This is a genomic window from Paenibacillus lacisoli, assembly GCF_030580655.1.
Taxonomy (GTDB): domain Bacteria; phylum Bacillota; class Bacilli; order Paenibacillales; family Paenibacillaceae; genus Paenibacillus; species Paenibacillus lacisoli.
Genome location: NZ_JAUQTB010000012.1, coordinates 12,402 through 31,225, shown reverse-complemented (window position 1 = coordinate 31,225; position 18,824 = coordinate 12,402). Strand labels below are relative to the sequence as shown.

15 protein-coding genes are annotated in these 18,824 nt (G+C 51.0%); 1 reads left to right on the top strand and 14 read right to left on the bottom strand.

The genetic code is table 11. From position 1 onward, the window contains the following. Positions 1-122: 122 nt before the first annotated feature. The 8 genes from Q5741_RS17025 to Q5741_RS16990 form a co-directional block, all read right to left on the bottom strand. Positions 123-1,421, bottom strand: a complete 1,299-nt coding sequence (locus Q5741_RS17025) for an NCS2 family permease (protein WP_305025322.1) — start codon at positions 1,419-1,421, stop codon at positions 123-125. Between the two features lie 248 nt (positions 1,422-1,669). Continuing rightward, positions 1,670-2,419, bottom strand: a complete 750-nt coding sequence (locus Q5741_RS17020) for a tRNA threonylcarbamoyladenosine dehydratase (RefSeq protein WP_305025321.1) — start codon at positions 2,417-2,419, stop codon at positions 1,670-1,672. A gap of 61 nt (positions 2,420-2,480) precedes the next feature. After that, positions 2,481-4,259: an aspartate--tRNA ligase gene (gene aspS / locus Q5741_RS17015; RefSeq protein ID WP_305025320.1), complete on the bottom strand. Its 1,779-nt coding sequence runs from the start codon at positions 4,257-4,259 to the stop codon at positions 2,481-2,483. Positions 4,260-4,334: 75 nt separating this feature from the next. Further along, positions 4,335-5,579 (bottom strand): histidine--tRNA ligase, encoded by a 1,245-nt coding sequence (gene hisS, locus Q5741_RS17010; RefSeq protein WP_305025319.1) that lies wholly within the window; start codon positions 5,577-5,579, stop codon positions 4,335-4,337. Between the two features lie 664 nt (positions 5,580-6,243). Then, positions 6,244-6,702 carry a hypothetical protein gene (locus tag Q5741_RS17005; RefSeq protein WP_305025318.1) on the bottom strand — a complete coding sequence of 153 codons (459 nt, stop codon included), beginning with the start codon at positions 6,700-6,702 and terminating at the stop codon, positions 6,244-6,246. A 36-nt stretch (positions 6,703-6,738) separates the two neighbouring features. Next, positions 6,739-7,245 (bottom strand): type 1 glutamine amidotransferase domain-containing protein, encoded by a 507-nt coding sequence (locus Q5741_RS17000; RefSeq protein WP_305025317.1) that lies wholly within the window; start codon positions 7,243-7,245, stop codon positions 6,739-6,741. Between the two features lie 452 nt (positions 7,246-7,697). Beyond that, entirely contained in the window at positions 7,698-8,141 is a 444-nt protein-coding gene (gene dtd, locus Q5741_RS16995; RefSeq protein WP_305025316.1) for a D-aminoacyl-tRNA deacylase, read from the bottom strand. A 40-nt stretch (positions 8,142-8,181) separates the two neighbouring features. Then, positions 8,182-10,359, bottom strand: coding sequence for a RelA/SpoT family protein (locus Q5741_RS16990; RefSeq protein ID WP_305025315.1), 2,178 nt, complete (start codon positions 10,357-10,359; stop codon positions 8,182-8,184). A gap of 263 nt (positions 10,360-10,622) precedes the next feature. Between Q5741_RS16990 and uraA the strand changes: the two genes are divergently transcribed. After that, complete coding sequence (gene uraA / locus Q5741_RS16985) at positions 10,623-11,942, top strand: uracil permease (RefSeq protein ID WP_305025314.1); 1,320 nt, start codon at positions 10,623-10,625, stop codon at positions 11,940-11,942. A gap of 97 nt (positions 11,943-12,039) precedes the next feature. Here the strand turns inward: uraA and Q5741_RS16980 are convergent, their stop codons facing one another. From Q5741_RS16980 to Q5741_RS16955, 6 genes are all read right to left on the bottom strand, one after another. Continuing rightward, complete coding sequence (locus Q5741_RS16980; protein WP_305025313.1) at positions 12,040-12,558, bottom strand: adenine phosphoribosyltransferase; 519 nt, start codon at positions 12,556-12,558, stop codon at positions 12,040-12,042. 99 nt (positions 12,559-12,657) lie between these two features. Beyond that, complete coding sequence (gene recJ, locus Q5741_RS16975) at positions 12,658-15,063, bottom strand: single-stranded-DNA-specific exonuclease RecJ (RefSeq protein ID WP_305025312.1); 2,406 nt, start codon at positions 15,061-15,063, stop codon at positions 12,658-12,660. Between the two features lie 37 nt (positions 15,064-15,100). After that, the gene (locus Q5741_RS16970; protein WP_305025311.1) at positions 15,101-16,051 is read right to left on the bottom strand and encodes a cation diffusion facilitator family transporter; all 951 of its coding nucleotides are present in this window, start codon (positions 16,049-16,051) and stop codon (positions 15,101-15,103) included. 101 nt (positions 16,052-16,152) lie between these two features. Further along, complete coding sequence (gene secF / locus Q5741_RS16965) at positions 16,153-17,085, bottom strand: protein translocase subunit SecF (RefSeq protein ID WP_407074375.1); 933 nt, start codon at positions 17,083-17,085, stop codon at positions 16,153-16,155. After that, positions 17,066-18,316: a protein translocase subunit SecD gene (gene secD, locus Q5741_RS16960; protein ID WP_305025309.1), complete on the bottom strand. Its 1,251-nt coding sequence runs from the start codon at positions 18,314-18,316 to the stop codon at positions 17,066-17,068. The genes secF and secD overlap by 20 nt, the downstream gene beginning before the upstream one ends. An 89-nt stretch (positions 18,317-18,405) precedes the next feature. Beyond that, the gene (locus Q5741_RS16955) at positions 18,406-18,660 is read right to left on the bottom strand and encodes a post-transcriptional regulator (RefSeq protein WP_305025308.1); all 255 of its coding nucleotides are present in this window, start codon (positions 18,658-18,660) and stop codon (positions 18,406-18,408) included. Positions 18,661-18,824: the final 164 nt, after the last annotated feature.

The following is an 18,824-nucleotide window of genomic DNA, read 5'->3' as shown; positions in this document are numbered from 1 at the left end:
GCTTCCCCCTTCCCTCTCTGTCACACCTATCTCCCCCAATTCTAAAACACCGCTTCCGCAAACAGCAAACCGGACACAAAAAAGACCCGCCGTACGACGGATCTTTTCCTAAATGATCGGTATTATAACATCGCATGAAGCACAAAGTTGGCCAGGAACAGTACGGAAATGACATACAGTACTTTCGATACTTCACGTCCGCGTCCAACCGCCAGCTTCGCAACCGGATAGGCGATGAAGCCAAAGGCCATTCCATCCACAATACTGTAGGTAAAAGGAATCATGACCATAACGAGAAAGGCGGGGAAGGCTTCGGTAAAATCGGAAAAATCGATTTCCCTGACGCTCTGTACCATAAGCCCGCCAATAATGATCAGTACCGGAGCAATCGCGCTGTCCGGGATGTAGGTCAGCAGCGGGATGAAGAAGAAGGTCGCTCCAAACATAACAGCCGAGATAAAAGGTGTCAGACCGGAACGGCCGCCCGCAGCGATACCTGCGGTTGACTCGGCGGCCGCGACAACCGGACTGCTGCCGAAGATACCGGCGAATATGTTACCGATCGAAAGCGCACGCAAACTGCCTTTGAAGCGCTCCGGGCGACCGATCATATTCGTCTGGGACGTAATGAGCCCTATATTTTCAAATACGATAATCAACAGCAGCAGGAACACCGCGATCCAGAAGGCAATGGTGCCCAGTTTGGCAAAGGTCAGGTGACTGAACACCTGGCCATATTTTTCCCAGGTGTTCCCTGTCTCGACCCGGCTGCCTGCATGTACCGCGCCCAGCGCATAAGCCAGGCCTGTCCCTACCAGTATACTGATCAACAGTCCACCCTGAACATTCCGAATGAAGAGAATGAGGGCAAGCACGAGTGTAACACAAGCCGTAATCACACCCGGATCGCTAAAATGGCCGATCGTTACAAAAGTCGTCTGATGTGCAATTACGATACCGCTTTTCTGCAGACCGATAAAAGTCAGGAAGAGCCCGATCCCGACGGTAATGGCATGCTGCAGATTGCCCGGAATCGCCTGGCTGAGCACACGGTAGAGTGAAGTGAAAGCAACAATAGCAAACAGGATGCCGGCCATCGATACGACAGCCAGAGCCTCCTGCCAGCTCAGCTTCATGGAGTGGACCAAGGTATAGGTAAAAAAAGCATTGATCCCCATCCCCGGTACCACCACAATCGGCGACTTACCGGCAAAGGCCATCAGCAGACAGCCTGCAATAGAAGTTAACAGCGTGGCTACCATCCCCGCCTGCAGCGGCATTCCTGCATCTGCCAGAATGGTTGCATTGACCATAACAATATAGACGACGGATACATAGGATATGAGTCCGGCTGCGATTTCCTTTTTCCATTGATGCTCTGGCAGCAAGCCAAATGCTCTGGACATTAGTCCGTTTTTCATAAATGACGGTACCCCCAACAAGTTACATATTATGTAATGTTAATCACACAGCAACAAACATCATACACCGACGCTTGCCGCCCTGCAAGTGTATTTTCCCCGCAAAGTTTTGAATGAGTATCCGAGCTCGTAATTAGTGATTCAGCTGCAACAAAAAAATCTGCAGCAGATATGCCTATGGCATACCGTCTGCAGATTCCCGGTCACAGGCTGTCGTCATCACCCAGCCTGTGCAATTTATTTTCAGCTTATACCCCTGCTGTCTCCAGCAGTTCTCTGACACACACACTAACCATAATCAGACCTGCCACCGGCGGCACAAAGGCATTGCTCGCAGGCGGCTGTTTGGCTTTACGGAAGTTCGGCGCATTCTCAGGCACAATCTTCTCGGTCACATCAACGCGCGGCTTCATCGGCTGCTCTGTGGAGAACACCACCTTGACGCCTTTCTTGATCCCTTCCTTACGCAGCTTCGTGCGGATCACACGGGCCATCGGATCCATGGATGTCTGAGAGATATCAGCCACCTTGAACTGGCTCGGATCCATTTTGTTCGCTGCGCCCATGCAGGAGATCATCGGAATTTTGCGGTTCAGGCATTCTTTGATGAGATGGATTTTGTAAGAAATCGTATCTGAAGCATCCAGTACATAATCCAGCTCATACTTGAACAATTCCTCGTAGGTCTCTTCCGTATAGAACATGTTCAGGGCAATAGCTTCACATTCCGGATTGATCAGCTTGATCCGGTCCACCATCAGGTCAGCTTTTTTCTGGCCGACCGTGGTCGTCAGCGCATGAATCTGACGGTTCACATTCGTAATATCCACGACGTCCTTGTCAATCAGAATGATGCGGCCGACACCGGTGCGGGCCAGGGCTTCAACCGCCATAGACCCGACACCGCCGATCCCCAGCACGGCTACCGTGCTGTTCTTCATCACTTCCAGACCTTCAGGTCCGATGGCCAGTTCTGTCCTTGAGAATTGATGGAGCATAACTTGTGAGGCCTCCTTCGATCAATGAGGACAGGCCTTGCAGCCTGTCCTTCCAATGTAATTAAGCTTTGGTGCTAGCCGGCTTTGGCGCCAGACGGATATGCAGCTGCTCCAGCTGTGCCTGGTCGACACCGGATGGCGCGTTCATCAGCAGATCTGTTGCGCTTGCTGTTTTCGGGAAAGCAATCGTCTCACGCAGGTTTGTACGTCCTGTCAGCAGCATCACCAGACGGTCGAAGCCGAAGGCAATACCGCCGTGTGGAGGAGTTCCGTATTCGAACGCTTCCAGGAGGTAACCGAATTTATCCTTCGCCTCTTCCGGGGACAAGCCGATAGCGTTGAACATTTTCTCCTGCACATCACGCTTGTAAATCCGCATGGAACCGCCGCCTACTTCATAACCGTTCAGGACGATGTCATAAGCCTGCGCACGGATTTTACCAGGATCGGTATCAAACAGATGCAGATCTTCTTCGTTCGGGCGTGTGAACGGATGATGCTCTGCCACATAACGCTTCTGCTCTTCATCGTAACCGAGCAGCGGGAAGTCTGTAACCCAGACGAACTTGAACACGTTATCGTCGATCAGGCCCAGCTGGCGTCCGATTTTCAGACGAATTGCACCCAGAACATCAGCAACCACCTTTTTGGTGTCCGCAGAGAAGAGCAGCAGGTCACCCTCTTCAGCCCCTGTACGTTCGCGGATGGCTTCGATCTCCTCCGGTGTCATGAATTTAACGATCGGACCCTTGAACTCGCCTTCTTTAATTTGAATCCATGCCAACCCTTTGGCACCATAACGGGCAGCATACGGTCCGAGGTCGTCAATCTCTTTGCGTGTCCATGTGCCGCAGCCTTTGGCGTTCAGCACTTTAACCTCGCCGCCTTTTTCAATCACGGACGCGAATACCTTCACACCGCTGTTCGCAACGATGTCGTTCATCTCAACCAGTTCGAGGCCGAAACGGAGATCCGGCTTGTCCGAGCCGTATTTGCCCATGGCTTCTGCATGGGTGATACGCTGGAATGGCGTCGGAATCTCTACACCGATCGTTTCACGGAACAGCTTGACCATCAGACGTTCCATCATGCCGAGCAGGTCATCCTGCTGCAGGAAGGAGGTCTCGATGTCGACCTGTGTGAACTCCGGCTGGCGGTCTGCACGAAGGTCTTCATCACGGAAGCAGCGGGCAATCTGGTAGTAACGCTCCAGGCCGCCGACCATCAGCAGCTGCTTATAAATCTGCGGGGATTGCGGCAGGGCAAAGAACTCGCCTTCGTGAACACGGCTTGGCACCAGGTAGTCACGGGCGCCTTCCGGGGAGCTTTTCGTCAGGATCGGTGTTTCCACTTCAACGAAGTCTTCTCCATCCAGGAAGTCACGGAATACTTTCGCCGCTTTGGAGCGCAGCTTCAGGGTACGGTGCATTTCCGGACGGCGCAGGTCCAGATAACGGTGTTTCAGGCGCAGGGACTCATCCACCTCCACACCGTCTTCAATGAAGAATGGAGGAGTTTTCGCTGCGTTCAGCACTTCGATTTCGGTAATTTGAACCTCGATTTGACCTGTAGGCAGGTTTGGGTTAATCGTCTCGGCATCACGCTGAACCACTTTCCCCGTTACGGCAATGACGTATTCACTGCGCACGCGGTCTGCGGTCTGCAGTGCTTCACCAGAGTATGCCGGGTTGAAAACGACCTGTACGATACCGCTGCGGTCACGAAGATCAATGAAGAGTACGCCTCCCAGGTCGCGGCGGGTCTGTACCCATCCGTTCAGCGTGACCGTCTCTCCGATATTAGCTGTTGTCAAAGCCCCACAATGATGACTTCTTTGCATTGTCAGTCCATCTCCTTTAACCATATATAAAATTTAGAAATCTCAATATTCAGCATTTCTTGATGCTGCGTTCACTTAAAGAATAGCCTGAACAAGCTCATCCAGCTTGACCGTCCGCTGCTCTCCAGTCTCCATGACCTTCAGGGCAATCTCTCCGCGCTCCAGCTCATCTTCGCCCAGAATGGCGGTATAACGCGCCTTGAAGCGATCAGCCGATTTCATCTGTGCCTTCATCTTGCGGTCAAGATAGTCCCGTTCGGCTGCAAAGCCGGCCAGACGCAGCTTGAACAGCTGCTTCGCCACTTCCTTCTCAGCGGATTCTCCCAGCGCAACCAGGTACACATCCAGCGGTTTGACCGCATCCAGTTCCACCTGCTGGTGCTCCAGAATCAGCTGAATACGCTCCAGGCCGATGCCGAAACCGATTCCCGGCTGGTCTGGGCCGCCTATTTCCCCTACCAGACCATTGTAGCGTCCACCGCCGCCAACCGTATCAATAGCACCGATCCCCTGTGCCTTAAACTCAAAGGCTGTCTGTGTATAGTAATCCAGTCCGCGTACGAGACGCGAGTTGATTGTATACTCCACATCCATCAGGTCCAGGTACTCCTGAACACTTGCAAAGTGAACTCGGCATTCCTCATCCAAACTATCCAGAATGGACGGAGCGCCTGTGAATTTATCCTGATCGACCTTGCAGTCAAGCACACGCAGGGGATTGCGTTCCATCCGGGACTGGCAGTCCTTGCAGAGTGTATCCTTCATCGGTCTCAGGAAGCCCAGCAGTTTCTCACGGTATGCCGCACGGCTCTCCGGATTACCGACCGAGTTGATCTCAACGCCTACTCCCTTGAGCCCAAGCTCGCGGCAGAATTGGTATCCCATGGCGATCACTTCTGCATCTATGGCAGGATGGGTTGCGCCGAAGGCTTCTACCCCGAACTGGTGAAATTGGCGCTGCCGTCCAGCTTGCGGACGTTCATAACGGAACATCGGCCCCATGTAATACACCTTGGTAACGTCAGGCTCGCCGTACAGCTTGTTCTCCACATAGGCGCGAACTACACCGGCCGTACCTTCGGGACGGAGCGTCAGGCTGCGGTCTCCTTTGTCCTTGAATGTGTACATTTCTTTTTCAACGACGTCCGTAGTGTCACCAATCCCCCGTACGAACAGATCCGTCTGTTCAAAAATCGGGGTGCGCACTTCACGGTAATTAAAACGTCTGCACAAATCACGGATTTTATCTTCTACGAACTGCCACTTTTCTACAACGCCTGGCAGCAAATCCTGCGTTCCGGTTGGCTTTTGAAATGCCATCCTTCATCCCTCCAAATGCTGTTCTAGATAAAAAAAACTCTCGCCCTGTTAATCATTGTTAACAGGGACGAGAGATTGTGTACATAAATCACCCGTGGTACCACCCACATTCCGGACCGGTTATATCACCGCAGCAAGACCTTCCAATGGCCCTGCCTCCAGTTCTCAAGGAAACTGCATCCGCTCATACGTTAACGCCCGCTCGCGCGATCCGGCTACTAAAGTTTGCCTGCTGACAGGTAAACAGGTTCGCCGTTCGTTCTCGGGGAAGTCATTCATCCGTTCATCATGAGAATCCTTCCAGCCCAGGGGATTCCTCTCTGACATGTGGGATACGGATTACTTGGTCCCGTCATCAAATCGTTTTTCAATTATTTTTAGATTGTAATGAACTGCCACATTAAAGTCAAGATAAAATAACATGATGCGACAGTTTCCTCTAGTCCTACAAGTTACAGATTGCAAGAAAAAAACCTGCAGAACGGTCTGCAGGTTCAAAGGATATATTAAAAAAGGGGGTCATGCTGTTATTATAAACAGACAATGTTAAAGCTTTATTGAACTAATATTACATTTGTATTACAAGACTGAAAGCGCTATCTATATTAAGAGTTTATTGTCTCAGCAAAAGACCCTCTTTCGCAAGAAAGAGGGCCTAGTTTCTTTAATCAAAGCTCTCCACATAAGCATTGTTCTGGCGCAGCTTCTGCACGATCGCTTCATAGTCTTCATCGCTTACCTTAGCGGACAGCACATAGGTCAGATCATTATAATCATCAGGATCGACTTCGCCGGCACCCAGCAGATTATCATCGGACGGCGGCGCATCCGAATTCGGCGCATCCTCACGCGAGATATCGCGATCATTCTCGGCAACGACAGGCACAACATTATTCGCATAACTTCCTGCGCCGGCTGCCCCTGTAAATCCTACAGCTCCCGCTGTATTCATGGAACCCGAGTTGTTGTAAGGCACAAGCGGAATAATCAGCCGCCGGTCCCTTCCGATCGCGCTGTCCAGCTTCCCGACCTCCAGGTGCTCCGTACGGTAAGCCTGAAGCGATGTTCTTGCCCCTTCAGCCTGATCCTCTGTTTTGAAATACGCTTGAATCTGCTTAGCCATGCTAATCCCTCCTCATGATTAATAATGATTCAACAATTACAACACATTCAGGATTTCACGGACAAATGCCGGCTCATCCTTCGGTGTACGTGACGTGATAAAGTTGCCGTCCACGACAGCTTCCTGATCCTCAAACTCGGCGCCCGCATTAATCATATCGTCCTTAAGCGGCGGATAGGATGTGATTTTGCGTCCTTTCAGCAGGTCTGCACTGGCCAGGATTTGCGGTCCATGGCAGATGGCTGCGATCGGCTTTTTCGCACTGTTGACCTCAGTGACAAACTTGAGGATATTCGCATCCAATCTCAGATTTTCAGGGGAAGAGCCTCCCGGAATAACGATAGCATCGTATTCACTTGCGGATACGTCGGTGATGGATTTCTCGATTGTATATTCAGCTTTGCCTTGTTTGCCTTTTACAGTGTCGCCTTTGTTCAGTCCGATAATGTCTACATCATGCCCTGCTTTTTTTACCTCATCATAGGGCACCTGCATTTCGGAATCTTCAAATTGGTCTGCCAGCAAAAACGCTACTTTACTCATATGCAATCCAATCTCCCTTCTCTATCGCTTTCTTCGTCGACCTCGGTTTGTTATTACCCGCAGAACGCCTGTTTCTAACATCTTTTACACAGTCAGCTTTAATTCATGCCGCTGGTTTATAGCCGGGGAAGCCTCTTATTGTTCCCGTACGCCTTTGGATCTATCTCCCATATATGATCTGAACGGCTGTCCTCCCTTCGCAATAACTGCATCTCAGCTAAACTTCCGCATGGAATATGGATGGAGATCCTGCAGCCCTGCAGCTGATCCGATTGTCTCATGACTCCTGCCTCCTGACAGATGCTTGTTTTTGCATACAGTAACAGGTTGAGCAAATAAGTTTGGCAATATGTGTGCTGCAGGCAGCAGGCAAAGAAAAAAGCCGGTTCCTTAGAACCGGCTTTCTGTGCAAGAATATCGTTTTATGCTAATTGGATTGAATGGATCTCTGATCAGCCTCTGCTGTCCAGAATCAGTGTAACAGGCCCCCAGTTAACCAGAGAAACATCCATCATAGCACCGAACTGCCCGGTCTCTACGACCAATCCTTTACCTCGCAGCAGATCATTGAAGTGGTTATACAATTCCAATGCGGCATCCGGCTTGGCAGCAGCCATGAAGTTCGGTCTTCTGCCCTTGCGGGCATCTCCATACAGGGTGAATTGGGATACCGATAAAATCGATCCGCCGACATCCTGGACACTGAAATTCATTTTCTCCTGCTCATCTTCAAAAATACGCAGACCTGCTACCTTGTCAGCCAAGTATGCGGCATCCTGCTCTGTATCTTCATGAGTTACGCCGACCAGCAGCATTAGTCCTGCCTGAATCTGCCCCGTAATGCTGCCGTTTACCGTTACACGGGCTTCCTTGCAGCGCTGAATGACTACTCTCATTGTTGTTCCAAACTCCTTACTCCGGCAGGACACCTGCCGTTTATTGCATAATACGGTGTACGGTATATACGTCCTTCACCCGTTTGATCCGGTCTACAACCGACTGTAAATGATCGGTATTGCGGATCAGTATCGTCATATGAATCAAAGCCATCTTGTTCTTGTCTGAACGTCCGGTTACAGCAGACATATTCGTCTTGCTCTCGGAAACGGCCTGAAGCACCTCATTCAGCAAACCATTGCGGTCGTGACCGGTAATCTCGATATCGACGCTGTAGATCGTTTCAATCTCTTCTTCCCATTGAACATCGATTACACGTGCCTGGTCTTCGCCTTCACCGTCCGGGATGTTCGGACAGTCACTGCGGTGAACAGACACACCCCGTCCGCGTGTAACATAACCGACAATATCGTCCCCCGGTACAGGGTTACAGCAGCGGGCAAAGCGGACCAGCAGATTGTCGACGCCTTCCACGCGCACGCCGTTCGTCGGACGTTTGCTGCGGTCTCCTGCCGGCTTGATTTCCTTAACTTCTGTGCTGAGCTCCAGCAGCTTCGCTTCTTCCTGCTCCTTGCGCAGCTTCTCGGTCAGGCGTGTACATACCTGTGCAGCTGTAATTCCGCCAAAACCGATCGCTGACAGCATGTCCTCAATATCGTTGAAGGCAAACTTGCCTGCGACCTCCTGCAGTTTGTCATCACTCAACCATGCGGAAGGCTCCAGTCCCAGACGCTTCAACTCACGCTCCAGATTCTCGCGGCCCTTCTCAATGTTCTCCTCGCGCTTCTCCTTCTTGAACCACTGCTTGATCTTGCTGCGGGCATGCGAGGACTGGGCGATCTTAAGCCAGTCCTGACTTGGTCCGTAGGAGTGCTTGGAGGTAAGAATCTCGACGATATCACCGGTCTTCAGCTGATAGTCCAGCGGCACAATACGGCCGTTAACCTTCGCGCCAATCGTACGATTGCCGACCTCGGTATGAATCCTGTAAGCAAAATCAAGCGGAACCGAGCCTGCGGGCAGCTCGATGACTTCCCCTTTTGGCGTAAATACAAATACCAGGTCAGAGAAAAAGTCCATCTTGAGCGACTCTACGAACTCGGATGCATCCTTCGTCTCGTTCTGCAGCTCAAGGATTTCACGGAAGAACGTAATCTTGTCTTCCAGCTGACCTGCGCTCGAGCCGTTATTCTCCTTGTAGGCCCAGTGGGCCGCAATACCGAATTCAGCCGTCCGGTGCATGTCCCAGGTACGAATCTGCACTTCCGTCGGCTCACCGTTCGGTCCAACCACCGTCGTGTGCAGGGATTGGTACATGTTGGCCTTTGGCATGGCAATATAGTCCTTGAACCGGCCCGGCATCGGCTTCCATAGTGTGTGAATAATACCCAGCGTTGCATAACAGTCCTTGATATTATCCACGATAATACGAATAGCAAGCAGATCATAAATCTCATTAAACTGCTTGTTTTTGGTAGTCATTTTCTTAAAAACGCTGTATATATGCTTGGGCCGGCCTGATAAATCTGCCTGAACACCCATCTCTTCCAGCTTCTCGCGGATGCGATGGATGACATTATCGATAAATTCCTCACGCTCAGCCCGTTTTTTATGCATCAGATTGGCAATCCGGTAGTACTGCTGCGGATTTAAATAACGGAGGGCAATGTCCTCCATTTCCCATTTAATCGCCGAGATCCCGAGCCGATTCGCAATCGGACAGAAAATTTCGAGCGTTTCGTATGCAATACGGCGCTGACTCTCTTCCGATTGGTACTTCAGCGTCCGCATATTATGAAGACGGTCTGCCAGCTTAATGACAATCACGCGAATGTCCTGGGCCATGGCGATAAACATTTTGCGGTAATTCTCGTTCTGCTGCTCTTCCTTGGACCGGAACTGAATCCGTTCAAGCTTCGTCAAGCCGTCCACCAGCATGGCGCACGTATCACCAAAGGCTTCACGAATCTCTGCCAAAGAAACTGTCGTATCTTCAACAACATCGTGAAGAAGCGCAGCAATAATGGAGATGGTGTCCATCTGCATATTAACGACAATATCCGCAACCGCCAGTGGATGCAGAATATAAGGCTCGCCTGATTTACGGACCTGCCCATGGTGTGCCTGATCCGCAAACTCGTAGGCTTCCTGAATGCGAATCAGATCCTGTTCTTTGATATAGGCCCCGGCCTTTTCAAGTAATCGCTCTATGCCCATTCTAGCTTTTCCGTGTCCTTTCTATACGAAGGAGCCCTCCAAACAGTCCATAACCGAGGGTTCCGTAAAGTGATTTCCTATAATTATGACGCTTCGTGTGTCCTACGTCAACCATCATGCCTTTGCGCGGAAACTCGACAATAAATGTTAAGAAACCCGTGCATATTGTCATAAAATAGGTTGCCAAAATACGTGAACCTCTATAATCTATTAAGGATAATCTCAAGCAGATCGAAAAGAATACCATTTAGGAGTGAATATCGTTGCAGCGTGAAATTCAAGTGAATCAAAAACTTCCATTAGGGCCCGGCTTCCTGCTGAGCCTGCAGCATCTGTTTGCCATGTTCGGCAGCACCGTGCTTGTGCCTAACCTCTTTCATGTCGATCCCAGCATGATCCTGCTGATGAACGGCATCGGCACCCTGCTGTACATCGCGATCTGCCGCGGCAAAATCCCGGCCTATCTCGGTTCCAGCTTTGCCTTCATCTCGCCGGTGACTCTGGTGCTTACTAATGACCCGGATCATGGCTATGCCAAGGCGCTTAGCGCTTTTATCGTAACTGGGGTTGTATTCTGCGTAATCGCTTTGATCGTCAAGTATGCTGGTACACGCTGGATTAATGTCGTATTCCCTCCAGCTGTCATGGGCTCTATCGTCGCCCTGATCGGTCTGGAGCTGGTTCCTGTCGCAGCAGGCATGGCCGGGTTGATTAACCCTGATCCGACCAAGTCCTGGACACCTGATCCACAAACCATATTCTTGTCACTTGTTACACTTGGAGTCACCGTACTGGGTGCTGTGCTCTTCCGCGGCTTTCCCAAAATCATTCATATCCTGATCGGCATCGTGGTTGGTTATGTATTGGCTTGGAGTATGGGCATGGTAAATACGGGCGCTATTGATCAGTCCTCCTTTCTCTCCCTGCCCACCTTGACAACTCCCGTGTGGGATATGTCTGCAATTCTGACCATTCTGCCTGTCGCCCTGGTTGTCATTGTAGAGCACATCGGTCATTTGCTCGTCACGAGTAACATCGTCGGCAAGGACCTGTCCAAGGACCCTGGTCTGCATCGCTCCCTGCTCGGTAACGGTATATCCACCATTTTCTCCGGCTTTGTTGGTTCTACACCGAACACAACCTACGGTGAGAACATCGGCGTAATGGCTTTGACCCGTGTCTATTCTGTCTGGGTCATTGGCGGGGCAGCCGTCATCGCCGTCCTGCTCTCCTTCTCCGGTACTTTTTCTGCCGTGATTGCCAACATCCCTTCACCGGTTATGGGCGGTGTGTCCCTGCTCCTCTTCGGAGTGATTGCAGCATCCGGCCTGCGGATCTTTGTCGAGCAGAAGGTTAACTTTGCCAAGGCCTCCAATATGCTGCTCGCTACGGTTGTACTGGTCATCGGGATCAGCGGTACCAAGCTTACTATCAATTATTCCTATGGACACTTTGAACTGAAAGGCATGGCGCTCGCAACGATTGTCGGCATTCTGCTGAGCCTGCTGTTCAAGCTGTTCGAGGTCCTCGGCTGGTCCAACGAAGGCAAAGACAATGAATTAGTGGAGAAAACACCTGATTGATCACTGCCGCCTTAGAAGTACATGAACGAAATATAAAAAGCCTTAACCCCTTCGTGAAGGAGTTAAGGCTTTTTTATTTCCCGGGAAAATATCGGAGTTAGACGGAATATGTCACCAAAGTAAACACATCAATATCCGGCAGCTTCGCCCGGCCGTTCAGCTCTTCCAGTTCAATCAGGAAGGCTGCACCAACTACATTGCCGCCCAGTTGGCGTACCAGATTAACGGAAGTCGCAATCGTGCCCCCTGTTGCCAGCAGGTCATCTGCAATCAGAACGTTCTGATCCTTTACAATCGCATCTGTATGCATTGCAAGTGTATCCTTGCCATATTCGAGGTCATAGCCGACTTCAATCGTCTCGCCTGGCAGCTTGCCGCTCTTGCGGATCGGCGCAAAACCGACTCCCAGAGCATAAGCCAGTGGAGCACCAACCACAAATCCGCGTGCTTCCGGGCCTGCAATGACATCAATTTTAAGATCGGCTACGAGCTTTTTCAGGTCGTTAATCGCTTCCCGGTACATTTCCCCGTTCTTCAGAAGTGTTGTAATGTCCTTAAAGCTGATTCCCGGCTGTGGAAAATCAGGAATCACCCGAATATATTCTTTATAATCCAACTAAATCTCCTCCAAAATATACAAATTCATCAATAATCCTTTGAAACCCAATGCTCTATAACTCAATACTGGTTATCCAGCCTCTTGCGTACGAAAGAATCAGGAAACCCCTTGTGTCCTCTCCATCATCCAGCGGGTCAGATTTGAGGCATTCTCGTGAAGCAGATACTGCTCCATCTCTGCCAGATGTCCAAGCTCCTGATAATGACGAGAGTCTTCGAGATCACGCTTCGGCGGATTGGAGACAAAGGATATTTGCCCGCCATTCCGCTCCACGAATCCCAATTCAGCGAATACATCAAGGGCCTTGGACAGCATTCGCACAGATAGCGAACACTGCCGGCTCAGGGCGGGAAGAATATCCCGTTCACTCACCGGGTTGGGTCCCAGCTTGGAGAGCAGAATATAGACCCGCTTAAAGCTCTCACGCGAAGGCTTCTCGAGCCGACCGGCAGCGGCATCTTGCCTTGAGTAGAGCAGGAACAGGTTCTCCACTGCACTGCAGTCAGACAGCAGGGCAAGAAGCTGTTCCATCGTCTCCGGCAGCTCGAGCACGAACAAGGTCTGTACGCTGGATAAGGACTCCCTCGATGCCTCCGGGTTTAGAGGCCGAACGCCAACATGCTTATCATATACCCAAAGCTGCTGCTCATTCAATGAATTTCCCTGATTCAGCAGATAGGAACCTTCCCGGACGACACCCGCCCAGGTATGCTCTCTGCCCATATACGGTTTCAGTTCTTGCAGACAGCGCTGCACCTCACCGGCAGGATCACGCGAGTCCCGCAGATCAAATACCTGCATCTCCGGCATTCGCAGATCCTGCAGCATCAGCTGCAGCTTGCGGTTTCCATTCCATTCATTGATTGTCAGCTCACCTACTACATCCAGGGCCGTCTTCGGCTCGAGGTAATCGGCAAGAGCTCCCCGGCCAAATGCGACCACATCCAGCTGCCTGCCTTTTTGATTAAGCTGGAGCTTCAGATGGTTGCGCTCCCGACCCATTCTACGAGTTTCTTGAACAGCCGCTCCCTGGAGTAAAAACCGGGGTGTCGGGTTGTCCATGCCGAAAGGCTGCAGCAGCTCAAGTTCCTCAACCGCTGCCAGCGGCGTCTCCTCCAGCTGCAGCACTCCATCCACCTCCATGACCGGAACATAATGCTCCGGCTTTAAATGAACAGCGGCAAACTGGTTCAATGCCGTATCAAACGCGGAAAGTTGGTCACTGTGCAGAGCCATACCTGCGGCAGCCGGATGACCGCCAAAGTGCTCCATCAAATCTTTGCAGGAGCTGAGTGCTTCGTAGATATCGAGCCCCGGTATGGACCGGGCAGATCCTTTACACATGCCGGTAGACGCATCTATGCCTAGAATGATGGTAGCACGGTAATACCGCTCCAGCAGCTTGGATGCGACGATTCCGACGACACCCACATTCCAGCCTTCGCCCGCCACCACGATCACATCCGGCAATCCCTCTGCCTGGACTCGCTGTTCTACGCGGTTTATGGCTTCGTCCACAATCTCCTGAACGACGCGCTGTCTCTCCTTGTTAAGCAGGTCCAGCTCTGAGGCCAGCCGTTCCGCCTCATCCTGGTGTTCTGTCGTCAGCAGCGATACGGCACGTCCGGCATGGTCCAATCTGCCGCTGGCATTGATCCGCGGTGCCATGGCAAAGGCGACATTCACTGAAGTTACTGCGCCAATCTCAATGCCACCCACAGACAATAAAGCTGCAATCCCTGGAAATGAAGTTCGCCGCATGGATTCCAGACCCGTCTTGACGATATAACGGTTCTCTCCCTGCAGCGGCATCAGATCCGCAATCGTACCGATGGACGCTATCTCATACCATGCTTCGGGAACCTCACCGAGCATCGCCTGTGCCAGCTTCAATGCCACTCCGACGCCAGCCAGCCCCTTAAACGGATATGGACAATCCGGCAGCTTCGGGTTTACAAGCGTATAAGCTTCCGGCAGAATCTCTGGCGGCTCGTGATGATCCGTTACCACGACGTCAATCCCCAGCGAATTGGCATAGGCAATCTGCTCGACAGCACTAATCCCCGTATCCACGGTGACCACTAATGAGACACCCTGCTGCATGGCCCAATCAAGGGCATGGTTATGGAGGCCATAGCCTTCATTGGAACGGTGAGGAATATAGATGTCGAAGGAGGCTCCCAGATGCCTCATAAGATAAATCATCAAGGCCGTACTGGAGACACCATCCGCATCATAGTCACCGTAGATCAGAATATGTTCTTCACGCTCCAGGGCCAGCCGGATACGATCAACGGCCTCTTTCATTCCCCGCAGCAAAAAAGGATCATGCATTTGTTCATGTGTGCTGTACAGAAACGCTTTTGCCGCATCTACGGTCGTGATCCCGCGGTTCATCAGCAGCGAAGCCAGCAGCTTAGACACGTTCAACTGCTGTGCAAGCGTTTCGGCAGCCGCCGGATCGGTACCCGGAAGGTCCCAGCGGTACTGTGAATGTAGCAAAAGGTCTCACCTCTTTCTGTTTGGATCGATAGCCGGTTTACTGCACCAGTGTCGACGCATCGTTATCCGGTAATTCATGATTTGATTTATACGGGTAGGCGGCCTGATAGGGCACCGCCTGGATATGAACTTCAGCTACCTGAGCGAAACGGCCCAGCAGCAACGCTTTTACCATATCCGATATCTCCTGTGCCTCCGCAACGGTAATACGTGGATTGACACTGATCACCAGGTCAATGGTGACACTATGCCGAACCTCCTTGGCTGTGAGCTGTTCTACCGTTACGACGCCATGAACACGCTGAACAGTATCCATGAAATCGCCGGAATCCTCGTGCTGCAGCTCTTCTACTAATGAGCCGTACACCGATTCAACGATCATACGATAAGCGCGGTACAGAACAAGACATGAAATGACTATAGAAGCAACAGGATCCATATAGAGCAGAAACTGCAAATCCGAAGCTTCTCCTGCCATCGAGCCGCTGATGCCAACGAGTGATGCTAGTGCGGCATACAGCGAAAATTTATGATCATAGGCATATCTAGCTGCCTCAGACCGGTTGTGTTTGCGCGCACTGCGATACTGGAATTGGAAAATGGCCTCCATTAGTCCAAGCGCCACCACTGCGGCGATCAGACTGTATATGCCTGGCGCTGCCGGTTCAGACTCCGCCAGATCCCGAATAGAAGAAAAGGCGGTCTGCAGACCTGCCATTAACAGCAGGACTGATAAAGTCACGGACACAACCGGATTGGAACTGCTCCCCTGTGCATCCCTTGGTTTACGTCTCTTACCAGTACGCCGCTGCGGCAGACGTTCCGCTGCAGCTGCAGCGGCATCTGAAGCATCATACATGGCGCCGGCAATCAGAGCCTTGCTTCCGCTGGCGAATCCGACAACGACCTTCAATACAGCAATTCCCAGATGACTGATAATGCCTGTCCATGCGGCGGCTTCCGATGAATGGCTGCGTACGCTCTTCACAAGAATTCCCCCTCATACTTGTGCTGACGATGATCATGTACTGCTGTCAATGATAAAACCGCGTCCCTTCAGACGCGGACGCGGCTTGGCAGATCCTGGACTTATTCTTTTGCCGTTTTGGCTTTGGCGGGTGCCGGCTTGTTCTTTTGCTTGCCTTTCAGAGCAAACCACAGCGGGCTTGCGATGAAGATCGATGAATAAGCACCGAACACAAGGCCGATAACCATCGCAAGCGAGAACATGCGGATGGATTCGCCGCCGAGCACGAACAGACAGAATGCGGCAATAAATACCGTGAACACGGTCCCGAGCGAGCGGGACATCGTCTGCGAAATACTTTTGTTGACGATCGTCTTCAAATCATCCTTGGTCTTCTGCTTGGAGAAGCGGAGATTTTCACGAATCCGGTCAAAGATAACGATTGTGTCATTGATGGAGAACCCAACAATCGTCAGAATCGCTGTAATAAAGGTCAAATCCACTTCCAGGCGGAAGATGGAGAAGATGCTGATAACAAGGAACGCATCATGCAGCAGAGATACTACAGCCGCAACAGCAAAACGCCATTCGAAGCGGACAGCGACATAGGCCATGATCGCTACACTCGCAATTAGCACTGCGTACAGCGCGTTGCGCTCCAGCTCCTTCGCCATTTCCGTATCCACTGTATTCACTTCGAAGGAAGCTTTAGAGTCGAGATCCTTGGTAATGGTGGTCTTAAGCTGATTTTCCTGTGTTTCGGACAATACTTTGGCAAAACGGATATTTGCCCGGTCATTGCTGACCGTAATCTCCGCATGGTCGTCCACACCGACCTGTTTAAGAATCGGCTGAATTTGCGCAGCGGTAATATTTTTGCTCAGCGAGATGTCCACGTTCGAACCGGAGCGGAAGTCCACCCCATAATTCAATCCGAAGACCGCGAGGCAAATAATTCCCAGCAGGGTAATAATAATAGAAAATGTGTAAAAGAACTTGCTTGCCTTGATGAAATCATAATTCCATTTTTCTTTCTTAGAGCTCACTGATTTCACCCTCCTTCACTCCAAAAGCTCTTGGCTTCTTGACAGCATCGCCTTTAACCAGCAGATTCAGCAAGAACCGGGAGAAGAAGATGTTCGTAATGATGCTGACTACGATATCCACCATCAGCACAAGCGCAAAGCCTCTAACCGCACCTGTACCCAATGCAAACATGACTGCTGCTGCGATGATTGTTGTGATATTGGCATCCATGACCGTCCGGAAGGAGCTCTTGCTGCCCGCGATAACCGCAGAACGGATTGATTTGCCGGTACGGATCTCTTCCTTGATACGTTCATACGTAATGATATTGGCATCGACAGCCATCCCGATCCCGAGCACGAATGCTGCGATACCAGGCAGTGTAAGTACAAAATGTCCCCAGTAGAAAATCAGAAGTACGGCCCAGGTATGAACGATCAGACAGAAGCTGGCGATCAGACCAGGTACACGATACATAAAGATCATAAAGAGCAAAATAATGACAGAGCCGACCAGACCGGCCTGGATCGTCTGATTCAGGGACATCTGTCCCAAAGAGGCTCCAACACTCTGTGTATACTTCTCAGTCAGGTTCAAAGGAAGTGCGCCCAGGTTAATGGTGTCTCTCAGCTTGTTCGCTTCGTCCAGCGTATAGCTGCCTGTGATTTGAGCTGAACCGTCTGTAAGTTCCTGTTGTACCGTAGGAGCAGACAGCAATTCCTCATCCAGGTAAATGGCCAGCGGTTTGCCAATCAACCGTTTCGTGATTTCTGCAAATTTGGCCTTGTCCTTCACTTTGATATCAATCATCGGCTGATTCAGCTGATTAAAGGACACCTTGGCCCCATTCTCTACAAACTCATTCCCGCGCAGTTCAATTTTGCTGTAGGTTCCTTCCTTGTCCTTATCGGTGGCGCTGCGGAACGTCAATACAGCCGGTTTCTTCAACTGGGCACGAACCTCTGCCTCATTCTTGACGCCTGCTAGCCGCACACGGATTCGATCTGTGCCTTCTGTAGTTACTTCCGGCTCGGAGGTACCCAGTGCATTGATACGGCTTTCAAGACTCCGCGCAGTCTGGACTAAAGATTCCTTGCTCACTTTTTGTCCTTTTTCCAGCGGCTGTGCTTGATAGAGGATCTCGAAGCCTCCCTTTAGATCAAGGCCCAACTTCAGGTTATTCAGCAGCCCCGGGCTTGACCAGGCCATGATTCCCACAGAAATAAGCACGACCACGATGAAACTGACAATTCTTTTCATGCCGACCCTTGTTCCCCTTTCATTCTCAATATTCCTATTATAGCCACCCCTCAAAAGCCAGTCAATTTGAACACAAAAAAGACCCCTTTCTATTCGAAAGTGGATCCACGAAGTGCGGACAGGGTCATATAGTTCATGAAACCAGTGGCCTTCAGCGACAGGATATCGTTCACGAGACGATGAAGCGGCGGGATTCCGTCCTTCTCGTACTTATGGCTGATACATTCCCATACATCCTTGCTCGTTACATATTCATAGCCGACAAGTCGCAGCTCTTCCGCTTTGCTCTGACAGAGAGTCTCAATATCTTCGTCCCAATATTCATACTCCAAATCCGCGGTCATGACACTGCCCCCTCTCCTCTGACTGCCCTTTCAGCTCTACTGATAGCAATAATATATCCATCATACCTTGAATTCGCCTTCTATAGAAGGCTTTCCTTTATTTTTGCGTCTGGTTCTTTATGTCATCGTCAGGATTTGGACAAAACTTTGGCATGAGAGCGGCC

Excerpts from the sequence above, each read along its gene's own strand:
- Q5741_RS17025 (WP_305025322.1), bottom strand. The coding sequence starts at position 1,421 with ATGAAAAACGGACTAATGTCCAGAGCATTTGGCTTGCTGCCAGAGCAT.
- Q5741_RS17020 (WP_305025321.1), bottom strand. The coding sequence starts at position 2,419 with ATGCTCCATCAATTCTCAAGGACAGAACTGGCCATCGGACCTGAAGGT.
- aspS (WP_305025320.1), bottom strand. The coding sequence starts at position 4,259 with ATGCAAAGAAGTCATCATTGTGGGGCTTTGACAACAGCTAATATCGGA.
- hisS (WP_305025319.1), bottom strand. The coding sequence starts at position 5,579 with ATGGCATTTCAAAAGCCAACCGGAACGCAGGATTTGCTGCCAGGCGTT.
- Q5741_RS17005 (WP_305025318.1), bottom strand. The coding sequence starts at position 6,702 with ATGGCTAAGCAGATTCAAGCGTATTTCAAAACAGAGGATCAGGCTGAA.
- Q5741_RS17000 (WP_305025317.1), bottom strand. The coding sequence starts at position 7,245 with ATGAGTAAAGTAGCGTTTTTGCTGGCAGACCAATTTGAAGATTCCGAA.
- dtd (WP_305025316.1), bottom strand. The coding sequence starts at position 8,141 with ATGAGAGTAGTCATTCAGCGCTGCAAGGAAGCCCGTGTAACGGTAAAC.
- Q5741_RS16990 (WP_305025315.1), bottom strand. The coding sequence starts at position 10,359 with ATGGGCATAGAGCGATTACTTGAAAAGGCCGGGGCCTATATCAAAGAA.
- secD (WP_305025309.1), bottom strand. The coding sequence starts at position 18,316 with ATGAAAAGAATTGTCAGTTTCATCGTGGTCGTGCTTATTTCTGTGGGA.
- Q5741_RS16955 (WP_305025308.1), bottom strand. The coding sequence starts at position 18,660 with ATGACCGCGGATTTGGAGTATGAATATTGGGACGAAGATATTGAGACT.